The organism is Massilia aquatica (genome assembly GCF_011682045.1).
GTDB lineage: Bacteria > Pseudomonadota > Gammaproteobacteria > Burkholderiales > Burkholderiaceae_D > Telluria_A > Telluria_A aquatica.
Window position 1 is genome coordinate 329,682 of record NZ_VVIW01000004.1, and the last position, 16,014, is coordinate 345,695.

14 protein-coding genes are annotated in these 16,014 nt (G+C 66.0%); 6 read left to right on the forward strand and 8 right to left on the reverse strand.

What is annotated here, in order from left to right:
* Positions 1-74: 74 nt before the first annotated feature.
* Entirely contained in the window at positions 75-2,174 is a 2,100-nt protein-coding gene (locus F1609_RS10025) for an aminotransferase class V-fold PLP-dependent enzyme (RefSeq protein ID WP_167076293.1), read from the reverse strand.
* Positions 2,175-2,311: 137 nt separating this feature from the next.
* Here F1609_RS10025 and F1609_RS10030 point away from each other — a divergent pair, with 137 nt between their 5' ends.
* From F1609_RS10030 to F1609_RS10040, 3 genes are all read left to right on the forward strand, one after another.
* Entirely contained in the window at positions 2,312-2,797 is a 486-nt protein-coding gene (locus F1609_RS10030) for an Lrp/AsnC family transcriptional regulator (RefSeq protein ID WP_167076294.1), read from the forward strand.
* Between the two features lie 68 nt (positions 2,798-2,865).
* On the forward strand, positions 2,866-3,999 hold the full coding sequence (locus F1609_RS10035) for a branched-chain amino acid ABC transporter substrate-binding protein (RefSeq protein WP_167076295.1): 1,134 nt from the start codon (positions 2,866-2,868) through the stop codon (positions 3,997-3,999).
* The gene (locus F1609_RS10040) at positions 3,999-5,771 is read left to right on the forward strand and encodes a DUF885 family protein (RefSeq protein ID WP_167076296.1); all 1,773 of its coding nucleotides are present in this window, start codon (positions 3,999-4,001) and stop codon (positions 5,769-5,771) included. Before F1609_RS10035 ends, F1609_RS10040 begins: the two co-directional genes overlap by 1 nt.
* Before the next feature lie 4 nt (positions 5,772-5,775).
* Here the strand turns inward: F1609_RS10040 and F1609_RS10045 are convergent, their stop codons facing one another.
* From F1609_RS10045 to F1609_RS10055, 3 genes are read right to left on the reverse strand one after another with little or no spacing between them, the layout of a single operon-like run.
* Entirely contained in the window at positions 5,776-6,081 is a 306-nt protein-coding gene (locus F1609_RS10045) for a tetratricopeptide repeat protein (RefSeq protein WP_187362977.1), read from the reverse strand.
* Positions 6,082-6,089: 8 nt separating this feature from the next.
* On the reverse strand, positions 6,090-6,575 hold the full coding sequence (locus tag F1609_RS10050) for a DUF2165 family protein (protein ID WP_167076297.1): 486 nt from the start codon (positions 6,573-6,575) through the stop codon (positions 6,090-6,092).
* Complete coding sequence (locus F1609_RS10055) at positions 6,572-8,002, reverse strand: MFS transporter (RefSeq protein ID WP_167076298.1); 1,431 nt, start codon at positions 8,000-8,002, stop codon at positions 6,572-6,574. Before F1609_RS10055 ends, F1609_RS10050 begins: the two co-directional genes overlap by 4 nt.
* Before the next feature lie 71 nt (positions 8,003-8,073).
* Between F1609_RS10055 and F1609_RS10060 the strand changes: the two genes are divergently transcribed.
* The 3 genes from F1609_RS10060 to F1609_RS10070 all read left to right on the forward strand — a co-directional run bounded on the left by F1609_RS10060 (position 8,074) and on the right by F1609_RS10070 (position 11,113).
* Entirely contained in the window at positions 8,074-8,742 is a 669-nt protein-coding gene (locus F1609_RS10060; protein WP_167076299.1) for a helix-turn-helix transcriptional regulator, read from the forward strand.
* Between the two features lie 57 nt (positions 8,743-8,799).
* Positions 8,800-9,129 carry a DUF3817 domain-containing protein gene (locus F1609_RS10065; protein ID WP_167076300.1) on the forward strand — a complete coding sequence of 110 codons (330 nt, stop codon included), beginning with the start codon at positions 8,800-8,802 and terminating at the stop codon, positions 9,127-9,129.
* A gap of 163 nt (positions 9,130-9,292) precedes the next feature.
* Complete coding sequence (locus F1609_RS10070; protein ID WP_167076301.1) at positions 9,293-11,113, forward strand: DUF885 domain-containing protein; 1,821 nt, start codon at positions 9,293-9,295, stop codon at positions 11,111-11,113.
* 58 nt (positions 11,114-11,171) lie between these two features.
* Here the strand turns inward: F1609_RS10070 and F1609_RS10075 are convergent, their stop codons facing one another.
* From F1609_RS10075 to F1609_RS10090, 4 genes are read right to left on the reverse strand one after another with little or no spacing between them, the layout of a single operon-like run.
* Positions 11,172-12,860 (reverse strand): M14 family zinc carboxypeptidase, encoded by a 1,689-nt coding sequence (locus F1609_RS10075; RefSeq protein ID WP_167076302.1) that lies wholly within the window; start codon positions 12,858-12,860, stop codon positions 11,172-11,174.
* 48 nt (positions 12,861-12,908) lie between these two features.
* Entirely contained in the window at positions 12,909-14,402 is a 1,494-nt protein-coding gene (locus F1609_RS10080; RefSeq protein WP_167076303.1) for a sensor histidine kinase, read from the reverse strand.
* On the reverse strand, positions 14,399-15,343 hold the full coding sequence (locus F1609_RS10085) for a hypothetical protein (RefSeq protein ID WP_370661612.1): 945 nt from the start codon (positions 15,341-15,343) through the stop codon (positions 14,399-14,401). The genes F1609_RS10080 and F1609_RS10085 overlap by 4 nt, the downstream gene beginning before the upstream one ends.
* An 11-nt stretch (positions 15,344-15,354) precedes the next feature.
* A complete protein-coding gene (locus tag F1609_RS10090; RefSeq protein ID WP_126077256.1) occupies positions 15,355-16,005 on the reverse strand; it encodes a response regulator transcription factor in 651 nt (216 codons plus the stop codon).
* Positions 16,006-16,014 lie beyond the last annotated feature (9 nt).

The following is a 16,014-nucleotide window of genomic DNA, read 5'->3' on the forward strand; positions in this document are numbered from 1 at the left end:
GAGATCCAGGACGCATCGCATACACGGCGCACGCGCGCGACGGCATTGCACCGTGACGCAAGCAATGCGCCCTTTTACGCGGCAAGCGGCAGCCCGGCGCCCAATGCCACCCCGCCCGCCACGTGCCAGGCGTTGCGATAGCCCAGGCGGCGCAGGCACTGCGCGGCCTTGATGCTGCGCGCTCCGCTGCGGCAGAAGAACACCAGCGGACGCTCCTCGGCACGCAGCCACACCGAGAGGCGGTCGGCCAGGCGCGACAAGGGCACGCTGTCGACGGCATGGCCGTGCCACTGCCTGGTGTCGGCGGCCGCGTGTTCGTAGGCTTCGCGCACGTCGATCAGCAGCGCGTCCGGATGGTCGTTGAAGAAGCGCTCGAGGCCATGTGCCTCGAGCTGCATCGTCAAGGGGTTGGCGGGCGCAATGGGGCCGCCGCGTTCCGCCGTCAGGGTGGTGCAGGCCGGGCTTGACGCCTCGCTGGCCCGGCACACGATGGTCTTGCGCGACACCAGTTCCGCCAGTTGTTGAATGTCGGCGTCCGGACCGGTGAAGGCGAAGCGCACGTCGCCGGCTGCCAGGCCGGCGGCCGAACGCTCGCCGAACAGGTAGCTGGCGCCGCTGCCGTGCTGCACGCGCGCCAGCAGGCGGCTGCCGAACATCAGCGCGCTGGCGGCCTGGCCGTTATCGAGCGTGACCTGATCGTCCAGCGCGGGCCAGCCCAGCGCGTCGTGGCTGATGGCGCCGGCCAGCTGGCCGCCCAGCACCGCCACCAGGGCCGCGCGGCCGGCACCGTCGCCATGGGTGTCGATCACGGCGCGCACGCGGTAGCCCTGGCAGCGCACCACGTCGTTGATGCGCGATGCCAGCGCTACGAGCGGATTGACGATGGCGCAGGTGCGGCTGGCGGCGTCGAGCAGCAGCCAGGTGCAGGCGCCGTCGGCGCCGAGTTGAATCACGCCGTCGCCACCTGGCGCGGGAATAGCCGACGGCACCAGGCAGCTGGCGCGCAGGGCCGCGCCGCAGCGGGCGATGCGCTCGCAGGCGGCGTCGATAAAGGCGTCGTCGGCCATCGGCCCGAACGACATGCGCACCGCCGCCGCGCAGCGCCACGGCGCCAGGTCCATCGCGGCCAGCACGTAGCTGGGCGCGGCCTTGGCCGCCGAACAGGCCGACCCCGCGCTGACGCGCACGCCGGCGGCGTCGAACAGGTCGAGCAGTTCCTTGCTGGCCAGGCCGGGTACGGAGAAATTGAGGGTGGTCGGCAGGCTGGTATCGAACGGCGCGTTGAACACGATGCCGGGCAGCGCTTCGCGCAGGGCGCAAGCCAGGCGATCGCGCATGTTCACCAGTTGCGCATGACTGCGAAAGCTCGCGCCATCATCCAGCGCCGCCAGTACCGCGCCCAGCGCGGCGATGCCGCTCATGTTCTCGGTGCCGGAACGCTGGGCCGATTCCTGCCCGCCGCCCATCATCAGCGCGGTGTAGGGCGCGCCCTCGCGCACGTACAGCATGCCGATGCCCTTGGGCGCGTACAGCTTGTGGCCCGAGAACGGCGCGTAGTCGATGCGGGTGGCGGCCAGGTCGAGCGGCAGCTTGCCGAGCGCCTGCACGCTGTCGACCATCCACAGCGCCTTCGGCGCGCATTCGTTCAAGACCGCTTCGATCGCGGCCAGATCGGAAACGGCCCCGCTTTCGTTGTTCGCAGCCATGGTGCACACGAAGGCGGCGCGCGGCGCCAGTTCGCGCAGCACGTCCAGGCGGTGGCGCCCCTCGCCGTCGACCGGCAGCGCGCGCAGCTCCAGATTGGTGCCGAGCAGCGTATTCCAGTGCGCCAGGCTTTCGGGCACCGCCTTGTGTTCGGTGGCGCCGTACAGCAGCAGCCCGCCAGTCGCCTCGCCCCTGGCGCGGCGCGCGCGCACCTCGCACAGGGCGGACAGCACCGCCGTCTGGATGCCTTCGGTGGCGCCGCTGGTAAACGTCAGCCTGCCCTGCCCCGCGCCGACCACGCGCCGCGCCAGTGCGCGCACGCCGTCGAGCATGGCCTTCGCTTTCAGGCCGGTGGCGTGGCTGCTGCTGGGGTTCCCGTAGCAGTCGCGCATGGCCTGGGCGGCGGCGGCGAGAGCGGCAGGGTGGACGGCCGATGTGGCATTTGCGTCAAGGTAGATTTCGGTATGCATGGCTCTGAAATGGGTGTGTCATGGGTATGTCGTTCTTGCGTGATATGTTATCGGCTAAAACGTGAGAAAATATGCCAAAGTTTGCTCATATTCGTACTCGTTTAGCATATTCATCTCACATTTAAGCAGAAAGCAGAATGAGTTCTCTCGATAAGTATGATTGCGCCATCCTCGCGGCCCTGCAGGCCGACGGCACCCTGTCAATCGCGGGCCTGAGCGAGAAGGTCGGTTTGACCAGCACCCCATGCTGGAAGCGCGTCAAGCGGCTGGAGGAAGAAGGTTACATCCAGAGCCGCGTGAGCATCATCAACCGCGACAAGGTGGGCCTGCCGGTCACGGTTTTTGTAAGCGTGCGCACCACCGAACACGACGAAAAATGGCTGACCCGCTTCGCCGCCGCCGTCATCGCCCTGCCCGAAGTCATGGAGTTTCACCGCATGAGCGGCGACGTCGATTACCTGCTCAAGGTGGTCACCACCGACATCGGCGGCTACGACCGTTTTTACAAAAAGCTGATCAAGACGGCGCACATCACCGGCGTGTCGTCAGCATTTTCGATGGAGCAGATCAAGTACACCACGGCGCTGCCGCTCGACCTGATTTCGAAGCGCCTGCCGGCTTAAAACAGCATATAAAAATCAGTCGAATCGTGCGATGATGCCGCTGTCCAGACCAGAGGAGAGACAAACGCATGGCACCGAACCGTAAACATATTCCCTTCGCCGCAGCGGCCCTGCTGCTGGTTTCCCAAGCCGCGCTGGCGCAGGAGCAGCTCGTCAAGATCGGCGTGACCGGCCCGCTCTCGGGCGCCAACGCCTTTGCCGGCAAGGATAACGAAAACGGCGTGCGCCTCGCGCTCGAGGAACTCAACGCCAAAAAAATCAGCATCGGCGGCAAGGCCATCAAGTTCGAACTCAAGTCCGAAGATGACCAGGGCGATCCGAAAGCCGGCGTGGTGGTGGCGCAAAAACTGGTCGACGCCGGCGTGCGCTTCGTGCTCGGCCCCTACAACTCGGGCGTGGCCATTCCCGCCTCGCGCGTGTACGACGACGCCGGCGCGCTCATGTCCACCGTCGGCACCAATCCCAAGGTCACCCAGAGCGGCTACAAGGGCGTGTTCCGCATCGTCGCCAGCGACACCCAGCTCGGCGCCTCGATGGCCGGCTACGCGGCCAAGCAGTTGAAACTGAAAACCATCGGGGTGATCGACGACCGCACCGCCTTCGGCCAGGGCATCGCCATGGAGTTCGTCAAGCAGGCCAAGGCCTCCGGCATCGTGGTCGCGGGCCACGAGTTCACGACCGACAAGGCGACCGATTTCGCCGCCATCCTGACCAAGCTCAAATCGAAGAACGTCGATGCGATCTTCTTCGGCGGCTACGCGCCCCAGGGCGCTCCGATGGCGCGCCAGATGCGCGCGCTCGGCCTGAAAGCGAAACTGCTCGGCGGCGACACCCTGTGCAGCCCCGAAATGGCCAAGCTCGGGGGCGACGCCGTCGGCGAGAACGTGCTGTGCGCGCAGGGTGGCGCGATCCTGGAAAAACAGGCCGACGGCCCGGCCTTCCAGGCCCGCTACAAGGCACGCTTCAAGCAGGCGCCCGATGTCTACGCGGCCTCGTTCTACGACCAGACCATGTTCATCGCGCAGGCCATGAAGTCGGCCAATTCGCTCGATCCGTCGGTGGTGGCCACGGCCATGCGCGCCAGCAGCTACAAGGGCGTGGTCGGTAATTACGCTTACGACGACAAGGGGAACATGTTGAAGTCCGCCGTCACCGTTTACACCTTCAAGAACGGCGTGCCTTCCGCGCTGGCCACCTACTGATGCGCGGCTCCCTGCTGCTGGCGGCGGCGCTGGGCGCGGCCGGCCTGGCCACGCACGCCGCCGCCGGTGGGCAAGAACAGGCGCCAGCGCCCTTGACGCCGCCGCTGTCGCATTTCGCCATCGCGCAGCAGGCCATGCCGGCCTTTATCCAGCGCTACCAGCTCGATTACGCCAGTCTGGATAAGCTGTACACGGTGGCCAACGGTACGGCGCGTGCGCGCCAGATGCAGGATTTCTTCACCCAGTGGCGCGCCGCGCTCGACGCGCTGCCGTTCGACAGCTACGGCGTGGAAGACCGCATCGACGTGGTCATGATGCGCAACCAGATCGACTTCGAGCTGCGCGAACTGGCGGCCCAGCGCCAGCGATTCATCGAAGCCGAACCTTTGGCGCCGTTCGCGCGAGCGCTGATCGACATGGCCGAAGCGCGCCGCGTGATGCAGGCGCAGGACGGCGCGGCCAGCGCGGCGGTTCTCCAGCAAGCGCTGGTGGGCGTGCGCAAGGCGCACCAGGCCTTGCTGGCCGGGGCCGACATCAATGCGCGCAAGCCGATGGCGACCCGCAGCGTGGCCAACCGCGCCGCGCAGGTGCTGGCTACCACCGCGCGCGACCTGAAAGCCTGGTACGGCTATTACGAAGGGTACGACCCGCAGCTGACCTGGTGGGTCAAGCGTCCGTATGCGGACCTGGACAAGGCCATGAGCGAGTACGCGGCCGTTCTCAACGAACGGCTGGTCGGCAAGGCCTCGGCCAAGCTGCTCAATGTGACGGGCGACCCGATCGGGCGCGATGGCCTGGTCAGCGCCCTGCAGCGCGAGATGATCCCGTACACGCCGGAAGAATTGATGGCGCTGGCCGAGAAGGAACTGGCCTGGGGCGAGGCCGAACTGCGCAAGGCTTCCGCCGAGATGGGGTTCGGGAGCGACTGGCACGCGGCCATGGAAAAGGTGAAAACCATGTACGTGGCGCCGGGCGAGCAGCCCGCCATGGTGCGGCGCCTGGCCAAGGAAGCGATCGACTACATGGCGGCCAACAAGCTGGTAACGGTGCCCGAAGTGGCGCGCCGCAGCTGGCGCATGGACATGCTCTCGCCCGAGAGCCAGTTGATCAGCCCCTTCTTTTTGGGCGGCGACACGATCCTGGTGTCCTACCCCACGGCCGACATGACGCACGAGCAGAAGATGATGTCCATGCGCGGCAATAACCCGCATTTTTCGCGCGCGACCGTGCAGCACGAACTGATTCCCGGCCACCACCTGCAACTGTTCATGGCCGAGCGCTACCAGCCGCAGCGCCGCCTGTTCGACTCGCCCTTCTACGTCGAAGGCTGGGCCGTGTACTGGGAAATGCTGCTCTACGAGCGCAACTTCGCGGTCACGCCGGAAGACCGCATCGGCATGATGTTCTGGCGTAATCACCGCGCCGCGCGCATCCTGTTTTCGCTCGGCTTCCACATGGGGAAAGTCACGCCCGAGCAGGCGGTCGAGATGTTGATCGAGCGCGTCGGCCATGAGCCGGACAATGCGCGCGCCGAGGTGCGGCGTTCGTTCAACGGCGACTATCCGCCGCTGTACCAGGCCGGCTACATGGTCGGCGCGCTGCAACTGCGCGAACTGAAACGCGAGCTGGTCGACGGCGGCAAGATGACACTGCTGGAGTACCACGACCGCATTCTCGACGGCGGCATGCTGCCGGTCGAACTGGTACGCGCGCGCCTCAAGAACGAGAAGATCGCGCGCGACTTCAAGCCGCGCTGGCGCTTCTATAAATAAGCGCTTAGCGTCGCAAGCGCTTGAGGAACACCGTCATCTCGCGCGAGGCCTGGATGTCGCCCTGCTTCACGGCGACCTCCAGGCCTTTGTTCCATGCGGCGTCGGCGTCATCCATCCGGCCCAGCGCCAGCAGGGCTTTGCCGAGCAGCTTCCAGGCAGCCGAATGCAAGGGGTTCTGCTCGGTGGCGTGCTGCAAATGCAGGGCGGCGGCGGCGGCGTCGCCCTCTTTCAGACAAGCGTTCCCCAGGCCGAAGCGCAGCAGCGCGTTGTCGCGCCCCGCCGCCAGCAGTTGTTCGAGTTGTTCGCGCATCGCGCTCCTTATGCCAGCGGCAGGTTAAACAGCAAAAAGGCCGCCACGCTCCACACCAGCAAAGCGATATGCGTCAGTTGCAGGCCCTCCTGCCGGATCCAGTAGGCGAACCACATCCCGCCCAGATGCATCGCGAACAGGAAGGCGGCAAAGCTGCTCAAGGCCAGGTTCAGTGCGGGACGGGCGAGCGCCAGGTCGCCTCCGACCGCCAGCGCATACGCGCCGGTCCAGCCGGCGCCGGCGGCGGCGATCTGCAGCGCCAGCACGATCAACATGGCAAAGCGCGCCGGCAAGGGCGAGGCGATGGCGCGCGCCAGCAAGGGCGTCGCGATTTCCGGCGCCTGCTTCAAGGGCGCCATCGACAGGGTGGCGCCGACCGCCCCGGCCGACCCGGCAAACGCTTGCAGGTTATTGATGACGGCAATCGACAGCCAGGCCGACAGCCCGAGCGCGTGCACCGACTGGAACAGCCAGATGGAGGTGGAAGCGCTCATGCGCCTTCTCCTCGTTTGCGGGCAATGCGGCGCGCCAGCAGCGCCGCCAGTGCAGGCGCCAGCGCGAAGCTGGCGAACAGCCACAGGGCCGCCGATTGCGCACCGGCCTTGCCTCCCGGTTCGGTCAGGCCGGCGGCATTGGCCACCAGCCCCGCCACCGCCGCGCCGATCGCCATGCCGTACAACTGCACGGTGGTGATCGCCGCCGAGGCCAGGCCGCCCTCGCCCGCCGGCGCCAGGGTGAGAACGCGCGTAAGCAGGTGCGGCCAGCCCAGGCCCACACCGGCGCCGGCAGCGGCCAGCGCCACGCCATACAACAGCATCAGCATGCCGGGTGATAGCGCGCCGGCGGTCGGCACCAGCAGCGCCAGCGCCACCAGGCTGACGGCGCCCAGCAGCGGGCCGGCGCGCAGCATCGCCACGGCAGCGTTACCCTGGCGCCCGGACGAGAGCATGGAACTGAAGCTCCAGCCAGCCGCCATGGCGGCTGTGAGGTAGCCGGCGGCCAGCGGCGTGTAGCCGTGCAGGGTCTGCAAAAAGTAAGGGACATAAATTTCGGTGGTGGTGCCGACCAGCAGCAGGGCCACGCTGGCGTACACCGCGCCCAGTGGCGACGCCAGTTCGCAGGTCCCGGACGGCAGCAGGCGCACCGTGGAGCGGCGTTCGACCAGCATCGCCGCCACGCCGAGCGCGATGCCGGCCGCCACGCCGGCGCCCTGCCACACCAGCGCGCGCGACAAGCCGCCCGCCGCCACCGCCAGCACGGAGGCGGCCAGCAAGGCGATCTGCGCCACCGGAATCACCGGCTTGACGGAGGCGCCGGCGGCAGGTCCCAGTCGCACGGCCACCAGCATGGCCTGCAACAGGGCCACCGGGAGCAGGGTCCAGAAGGCCCAGCGCCAGTGCCCGGACTGGGCGAACAGGCCGCCCACGGCCGGCCCGCACAAGGTGGCCACGCCCCACATGCCCGACACCAGCGCCACCGCGCGCGGCCACAGGGGCGCGGGGAACACCACGCGAATGAGCGAGTAGCTCAGGGCGGCCAGGGCGCCGCCGCCCAGGCCCTGCACGCTGCGCCCGGCCAGCATCCACGGCATGGAATTCGCGCTCGCGCAGGCGGCCGAGCCGAGCGCGAAGATGCCCAGCGCCGCCAGGCATGCGCCGCGCGGGCCGGCGCCCGCCAGCAAGCGCACCGACAGCGCCGCGCCAATGATCGAGGCCACCACGAACAAGGTGGTGTTCCACGCGTACCAGTCCAGGCCTCCGATATCCTGCACCACCGACGGCAGCACGGTGGTGACGATGTGGACATTGATTGCGTGCAGCGCCACGCCCCCGGTGAGGGCCAGGGCCAGCAGGCCGTTTTGGCCGGAAAACAGCGCGCCCCAGGAGGCGGTGGCAGGTGTGGTGGTAGCAGCAGTGGACATGGTTCTTTGATCGACAGGACTTCGGGATTGGCTTAATATGCAAGGAAACGTTTGGATAATAAGGCTGAGCCGTGAATTACGCAAGCAAATCGTTGGATAACTCGGCCGAGGGCAAGCCCGCCGAACGCATCCTGTTCTTCATCAAGTCGAAGGGGCCGAGCCCCACCGCGCGCCTGGCGCAGATGCTGGAGATGACCCCGGAAGCGGCGCGCCAGCAGGTGCAGAAGCTGGTCGCGGCGGGCTTGATCGAGGGCCGCCAGCAGGATGCGGCCGGGGTCGGGCGGCCGCGCCAGGACTGGGTGCTGACCGAGGCCGGCAACCGGCGCTTTCCGGACACGCATGCGCAGATGACGGTGCAGCTGATCGGATCGATCCGCCAGCTGTTCGGCGAAGAGGGACTCGATAAACTGGTGGCCCAGCGCGAGAACGAAGCGCGCCTGCTGTACCGGCAAGCTTGCAACGGCGCCACTGTGCAGGAGCGCCTGGCGCAACTGGCGGCGGTACGCACCGACGAAGGCTATATGGCGCGCGTCGAGGCCGACGCGCAGGGCTGGCTGCTGATCGAAGACCACTGCCCGATCTGCGTGGCGGCGCGCACCTGCCAGGGCTTTTGCCGCTCCGAGCTCCAGCTGTTCGCCGAAGTCGCCGGGCTTGATGCGACCGTCACGCGCGAGCAGCATGTGCTGGCCGGCGCCGCGCGCTGTGTCTACCGGATCACGCCCCTACAAAAACTTGCTTGATCGCATGGACCGGAGTGGTCTATGCTTCGCGCATCTTACAACCATCGCGGAGCTGGCATGACCACAACCAAACCCACCGGCATCGGCAAGCTGTTCGTCGCCGTCTGCCTGATCGAAGGCCTGACCTGGACCGGCCTGTTGATCGGCATGTTCCTCAAATATACGACCGAGACCACCGACCTGGGCGTGCGCTTCTTCGGCCCCGTACATGGCGGCGCGTTCATGGTGTATGTGGTGGTGACCGTGCTGGCCGCTTTGCGCCTGCGCTGGCCATGGTGGGCGACCCTGATCGCCCTGGTGGCCGCGGTGCCGCCGCTGGTGACGATTCCGCTCGAAATCTGGTTCAAGAAGCGCGGCATGCTGACCGAAGCGCCAGCGGTGCGCTGAAAAAACAAAGCCGCTCCCGCAACAAGCGGCGAGCGGCTCGCATCACATTCCCATTCGTGCGCGCGCTGCCGATCGGGCAAATCCATCGCCTCCGGCCAAGGGTACGCGAACAAAAAAATCGCGTATCCTGACTGCCGCGCTCATTTTTCTCCGGATAATTATTATGCATAAAATCTTCGCCCAGACCGCGCTGTGGACCGCGCTCGCCCTCACCTTCGCACCCGCCGCCGCGCTGGCCGCGCCGCCGGCCGCGCCGCTGGCCGGTAAGGTATCGGGCGTGGTATCGGCCCAAGCCAAGAAGCAGCTCGACGCACTCGCCGCCGACTACTATGAAGCGGTGGCGCGCTTCGACCCGGTCGACGCCACCGAACGCGGCGACAACCGCTTCGACGACCAGATCGGCATGAGCATCGGCCCCAAGGAGCGGGCACGCCAGAACGCGCGCTACAACGTGTTCCTGAACCGCCTGCACGCGCTGGACCGGCGCGCGCTCGACCTGCGCTCGCAGACCAACTACGACGTGCTCGAATTCGAGTTGAACAGCCTGCTGTCGTTCTCCAACCTGCCGGAACTGATGCTGCCGCTGAACCAGATGGATGGCATGCCGGTCACCATCGCCAACTACGCCGGCGGCGACGCCGCCCAGCCCCTGACAACGGTCAAGCAGTACAAGGCCTACCTGAACCGCCTGACGCAGCTGCCAGGATGGATCGACCAGGCCATCGCCAACATGCGCGAAGGGATGCGCGTGAACGTCACCTTGCCGCGCGCGGCGGTGGTGTCGATGCTGCCGCAGTACCAGAAGCTGGTCAGCGCCAAGGCTGAAGAGAGCATCTACTACACCCCGATCCGCAACATGCCGGCCAGTTTTTCGGCCGCCGACAAGGCGCAGCTGACCGCCGCCTACCGCAAGGCGATCGACGCAAAATTAGCGCCGGCGCTGGTGCGCCTGGCCACCTTCATCGAAAAAGACTACCTGCCGGCGGCGCGCCAGAGCACCGGCTGGAGCGCCCTGCCCGAAGGGAAGGAGTGGTACGAAAAGAGCGTGGCGGTGCGCACCACCACCAATCTCACGCCGGAGCAGATCCATGCGATCGGCGTGGCCGAAGTGGCGCGCATCCAGGGCGAGTACGGCGTGGTGGGGCCGAAGATGGGCTACACCGGGCCGGCGGCGGGTTTGCCGGTGTGGGTGTCGCAGCAGGCCAAATACAAGCCGTTCAAGACCGACCAGGAAGTCATCGACGTGTACCGCAAGCTCGATGCGCTGCTGCGCACCAAGCTGCCGGCCTTGTTCACCCTGATGCCGAAGGCGCCGCTGGACCTGCGCCTGGAACCGGAACTGTCGCGTGCCACCGCGTCCGACCACTACAGCGCGCCGGCCATGGACGGCTCGCGCCCGGGCGTGTTCTGGTCGGTGGTGAACGATCCGACCCAGTACGGCAGCACCGGCATGGTGACCCTGTTCCTGCACGAAGGGCAGCCGGGCCACCATTTCCACATCGCCCTGCTGCAGGAGCTGGACCTGCCGAAATTCCGCAAATTCAGCGGCAACACGGCCTATACCGAAGGCTGGGCGCTGTATGCCGAAACCCTGGGCAAGGAGATGGGCCTGTTCGACAAGCCGGAGGATTACTTCGGCCACCTGAACGATGAAATGCTGCGCGCGGTGCGGCTGGTGGTCGATACCGGCATGCACGCCAAGGGCTGGACGCGCGAGCAGTCGATCCAGTACATGCGCGACACGCTCGGTTATCCGGAGTCGATGGCCAGGAGCGAGACCGAGCGGTACATGGTGTGGCCGGGGCAGGCGCTCGGCTACAAGATCGGCGCGCTCAAGATCACCGAACTGCGGCGCCGCGCGGAAGCGGCGCTGGGCGATAAATTCAGCCTGCCGAAATTCCACGAGATCGTGCTGGAAGACGGCACCTTGCCGCTGTCGCTGCTGGAAGTGAAGGTCAATCGCTGGATCGAGAAGAACCAGTAAACGAACAGGGGGAACGCAGGCGTTCCCCCTTTTCAGGCTTTTCCTTTTTGGCGCCGGCTTACATCACCGACAGCACCGGATAACGGCGCCACTCCGGCTCCACGTAGCGCGCGCAGTTGGCGAAGATGAAGTCGAGCACCGCGCACTGGTCCGACAACAGCGCCGGATTGGCCGCCTTCCAGGCCTCGAACTTGGCCTTCAACGCCGGCTCGTCGCGCAGCAGTTCGGCCGCGTGGTCTTCGAACACGTAGTCCGAATACGCTTCCTTTTTCTCCAACACACTGTTAAAGAAACCCCAGCGGAAAAAGCTGTCGTGGCCCTGCGGTTCCAGGGTTTCGATGGCGTAGCGCGCCATGTCCTGGTCCAGCTCAATGATCCAGTCGCCGGCGCGCAGGGTCACGGCCTGGGTGAATGCTTCCAGCTGCACGTCGTCATGGAACATATGGCCTTCGTAGGCGTTCGCGCGCGAATCGACCGAGACGATGCGGTAGCAGCGCACCTCTTCGACGCGATCGGCCTCGATGCGCGTCATCGCCACGCCGTTCCACTGCAAACGTTCGACGACTTCGCGCCAGGCTTGCGGCAGCACGTACGCGCGCGGCGTGGCCACCACGATATCGGCCGGGAAGCTGTTGAAGTAGGCAATGTCGCGCTCCCACGGCGCGCTGCGGTCGTACGACAGGCGCGTGTAGTTGCCGAGCGTGCTGGGCGTGTAGGTGGCCGCGTAGCCGCGAAATGGAAAGGTCGACGGCTTGGCGGCATCCATGGCCCAGTGCACCGGCCACTCGCGCCGGGTCTTGCCTTCGTCGCGCACGGCGCGGCGCAGCGCCTGGATCGTGGCCGCCTGCGCCACCGTGAAGTCGAGCGCCGTTTCGACCAGCGCGCGCATCGAGTCGTAGCGGTCGGCAAACGGCTTGAGCATGTGCGTCTCGGGCATGAAGCCGATGGTGTGGTGCAGCGCAGCGAAGCCGGTCGAAAAGCGCGGCGTCTCCAAAAATTCGGCGATGCCGTGGTCCGGGCTGTCCTTGACCGGATTGACGTACGGGCAGGTCGGCCAGCCGCGCCGCGCCATCTCGGCGAACATATGCGGCAGCATGGTCGACTGCAAAAACCGGCCGAGCGCGCCGCCCAGTTTATCGGTCTGGGTGTGGATCAGGGTCATCGTGTACGGATAGTCGGCGCCGTTGGAGGTGTGGGTGTCGACCATCACGTCCGGGTCCCAGGCCGTGAACAGCTTGTTGAAGACCTGCGCGGTGAGACTGTCGCACTTGACGAAGTCGCGGTTCAGGTCGAGGTGGCGGCTGTTGCCGCGAAAGCCGAACTGCTCGGGGCCGTCCTGGTTCACGCGCGAGGTGTCGGCACGGTTGATGCTGCCGTCGACGTTGTACAGCGGGACGAACAGGAACACCGTTTTACCCAGCGCGGCCAGGCGCACCGGGTCGGTGCAGAAGTCGCGCACCAGCGCCATGCAGGCGTCCACACCTTCCGGTTCGCCCGGGTGGATGCCGTTGTTGTTGAAGAAGACCGGACGCCCTTCGTCCTTGATGCGCTGGCGCTCGAACACGCCGTCGCCCGACACCACGCCGGCGTGGATCGGCAGGCCGGCGTCGGAGGTGCCGACGACGTCAAAATGGAGCACGCCGGGATAGCGGCGCGCCAGCGCTTCGTACCATGCGATGCACTCAGCCCAGGTCGTGGTCTGGTTTTTGTTGCCCTGTTCGTAGGGCGTTTTCAATTCGTTCGACATTGTGTGTTTTGCGATGAAGGTTAAGGCGGTGGAAAGAAGATACTACCGTCAGACGGTTTGTGCGATCGGCAGGGCGATGCCGACCACGGTGCCTTTGTCGGGCTCGGAACTGAAGTCGATGGTGCCGCCCAGCGCGTACACCCTTTCGCGCATGCCGATGATGCCGATGCCCGACGAGGCGCTGGCGGTGCTGAAGCCGGCGCCGTCGTCGGCGATTTCGATGTGCAGGGTGTCGTCCTGTTCGGACAGGGTCATGGCCACCTGCGCGTGGGTGGCGCCGGCGTGCTTGAGCACATTCGACAGCGCTTCCTGCACGATGCGGTAGGCGGAGATGGCCAGTTCGCTCCCGAGGCCCGAAAAATCGCCGTCGGAGTGGAACTGGAAATGACATTCCGGATGGCTGGCGTCGTAGTGGCGGATCATTTCTTCCACCGCGCCGTGCAGGCCGAGCATGTCGAGCACCTCGGGCCGCAGGCGCCGCACCAGGCGCCGTCCGCTGGCGTACAGGTCGAGCGTGAGCTTGGTGATGGCTTGCGACTTCTGCTTGATCTCGTCGATCATCGGCCCCTGCTCCACCTTGCCGGCCAGGTGCAAAATGCTTTGCGACTCCAGGCGCGCCGCGATCAGCGAGGCATTGAGTTCGTCGTGGATCTCGATGGCGATGCTCTTGCGCTCATCTTCCACGATCGAGTTCACCTTCTGAATCAGCTTGCGCTTGTCGGCGTCGGCCTTGAGCGCTTCGTTGCGCGACTCGACCAGGTCCTTGGTGCGTTCGGCCACCTTGTTTTCCAGGTCCTGGCGCGAGCGCCCCAGCGCCACCGACATTTCGGTAATCGATTCCTGCAACTCGCCCACCTCGCCGCCGGTGGTCACGGGCAGCTCGACCTGGTAGTTCCCGCCGCGGATTTCGCGCAGCGCGCCGATCGAGGACTTGAGCGGAATGGTCAGGCTGCGCGCCAGCACATAGGCCAGCGCCCCGCTGACCACCAGCGCCAGCGCGGCCATGGCCAGTTCGACCTGGAAGCGGCGCGCCTGCTTGTGCAGCATGTTGGTCGGCGACATGGTCACCCGCACATAGCCCACCACCTCGGTCGGCACGGTGGTCGGCTTGGTGTCGCTCGAACCGGAGACGTGCGGCACGCCGTTGTCGGAGAACAGATTAATCCAGATCATCTGCTTCTTGATCGGGGCTTCGTAGAAGCGGTCTTCGCCGATGGCCGAGTTCTGCGAGATGACGCTGATCGCCCCTTTCTGGTTGGCGTCGACCACGTCGATGCGGTGGATGCTCTTGTCCGACTGGACCAGGCCATTGATGGTCAGGCGCAGGTCGGACAGGTTGCCCGAGATGACGTTGTATTCGCTCGTTTCGGCCAGCGCCTTGGCCAGGATGCGGCCGCGCTCTTCGAGTTCGAGCGCCACCTGGGCGCGGTGCGAGTACCAGGAGTAGCCCACGAACGACGAGAACAAGAACACCACCGGCAGCATGGTAATGAAGGCCATGCGGGTGCCGATGCTCCAGCTTTGCCAGAATCGCAGGTTCATTGACGCCTCACCGGTGGACGACGCGTGAAGTGACGGGCGGCGTCGTCGACCGCCACCTCGAGCGAGCGCGCCACGCCCTCGTTGATGACGGTGCTGAAGTAGCGCGGAAACTGCGGCGGCGCCAGTTCGCCGGTGGCGACGAATTCATTGGCCACGTCGGCCACCTGGGCGTTGATCTGCTCGATGGTGGAATAGGTGGTGGCCAGCGCGCCGGCCATGACCATGTCGGCCGAAAAGCCGATCACCGCCTGGTTGTGGCGGTAGGTCGAGAGCAGGATGTTGCGCACGTTTTCGGTGTTGTAGACGCTGCGGTCGGGCATGGCCAGCAGGACCTCGGTTTTGCCGATGCGGTTCAGGACCACGTTGATATCCTCACTGGGATCGTAATGTTCGATTTCGGCGATGCCTTGCAAGGTCGGTTTCAGGAACCCCGTATTACTGCTGACGATGGCGGCCACCCGCACCGGGCGTTTGTAGAGCAGTTCGATCAGGCGCAGCTGGTCGACCGGGGCCGGCTCGGCGTAAATCGCCGTCATCGACAGCGCGCGCTCGGGTTGCAGGTTTTCCGTCACGGAGCGCCACACCTGGCTGGAGGTGAAGGCGGCAATGACCACGCAATCGCACTTGCGCGCGGCCACATTGCGCAGCGCGACCGGACCGATGGCCACGTACACCATGCGCCGGTGCTGCGCCAGTTCGGTGCGAAAGCCCCCGAAAATCGGCATCAGCTGCTTGTACAAATCGTCGGCGATGCGACGCGTGACGCCGGAGTCGTCGGCGGTGACGATCTGGAAGCGAAAACCCGTGGGGTCGGTGGAGAGGGTCGGGCTGATCACGCCGGCGGCGCTGGCGACGCTGGCCAGCGCCAGGCCGAGCGCCACGCAGGCGCGATTGAACGCGCGCCGCAGCGAACCGCCGCCATCGCCCACCGCGACCGTCACGCGAGCTCCCACTACGGTTCGATCAAGCCGTACTTGACGGCCAGCTTGGTGATATACGCCTGCCGGTGCACGCCCAGCTTTTCCTTGACCGACTGGCTGATATTGCTGATGGTCTTGGTCGACAGGTTGAGCTTCTCGGCGATTTCAGCGTTGGTCAGGCCTTCGGCCATCAGCTTGAAGATCTCCAGCCCGCGCTGGTCGAGCTGCGACTGCGGCGAGGCGTCGCCGCGCACCGACAGGTTGGCCAGGCGTTCGGCGATCTGCGGCAGGAAATACAGCTTGCCCTCGTGCGCATGGCTGACCGCCGTGGCCAGGTCGGCCGGGTCGCAGTCCTTGGTCACGAAGGCGCGCGCGCCGAGGCGGTAGGTTTCCTTGATCAGGCTATCCTGGTCGAACTGGCTGAGGAACACGATGCGCGCTTGCGGGAACTTGGCCAGGATGCTCTTGGCCGCGTCCAGTCCCGTCAACTCGGTGCCGAAGCGGATATCGAGCACCAGCACGTCCGGATCGAGGGCGGCATACATCTCTTCGGCTTCATCGGGCGTCTTGGCCTGCCCCACCACATCCATTCCCACACCGGCCAGCGACATGGCGAAACCGGTCATCACGATGGGATGGTCGTCCGCCAGCAAGACCCGAATCGATTTTTGCTCTGTCTGCACTTGTACTCT

Excerpts from the sequence above, each read along its gene's own strand:
- F1609_RS10080 (WP_167076303.1), bottom strand. The coding sequence starts at position 14,402 with ATGAACCTGCGATTCTGGCAAAGCTGGAGCATCGGCACCCGCATGGCC.
- F1609_RS10055 (WP_167076298.1), bottom strand. The coding sequence starts at position 8,002 with ATGTCCACTGCTGCTACCACCACACCTGCCACCGCCTCCTGGGGCGCG.
- F1609_RS10075 (WP_167076302.1), bottom strand. The coding sequence starts at position 12,860 with ATGTCGAACGAATTGAAAACGCCCTACGAACAGGGCAACAAAAACCAG.
- F1609_RS10035 (WP_167076295.1), top strand. The coding sequence starts at position 2,866 with ATGGCACCGAACCGTAAACATATTCCCTTCGCCGCAGCGGCCCTGCTG.
- F1609_RS10025 (WP_167076293.1), bottom strand. The coding sequence starts at position 2,174 with ATGCATACCGAAATCTACCTTGACGCAAATGCCACATCGGCCGTCCAC.
- F1609_RS10030 (WP_167076294.1), top strand. The coding sequence starts at position 2,312 with ATGAGTTCTCTCGATAAGTATGATTGCGCCATCCTCGCGGCCCTGCAG.
- F1609_RS10070 (WP_167076301.1), top strand. The coding sequence starts at position 9,293 with ATGCATAAAATCTTCGCCCAGACCGCGCTGTGGACCGCGCTCGCCCTC.
- F1609_RS10050 (WP_167076297.1), bottom strand. The coding sequence starts at position 6,575 with ATGAGCGCTTCCACCTCCATCTGGCTGTTCCAGTCGGTGCACGCGCTC.
- F1609_RS10040 (WP_167076296.1), top strand. The coding sequence starts at position 3,999 with ATGCGCGGCTCCCTGCTGCTGGCGGCGGCGCTGGGCGCGGCCGGCCTG.
- F1609_RS10065 (WP_167076300.1), top strand. The coding sequence starts at position 8,800 with ATGACCACAACCAAACCCACCGGCATCGGCAAGCTGTTCGTCGCCGTC.
- F1609_RS10045 (WP_187362977.1), bottom strand. The coding sequence starts at position 6,081 with ATGCGCGAACAACTCGAACAACTGCTGGCGGCGGGGCGCGACAACGCG.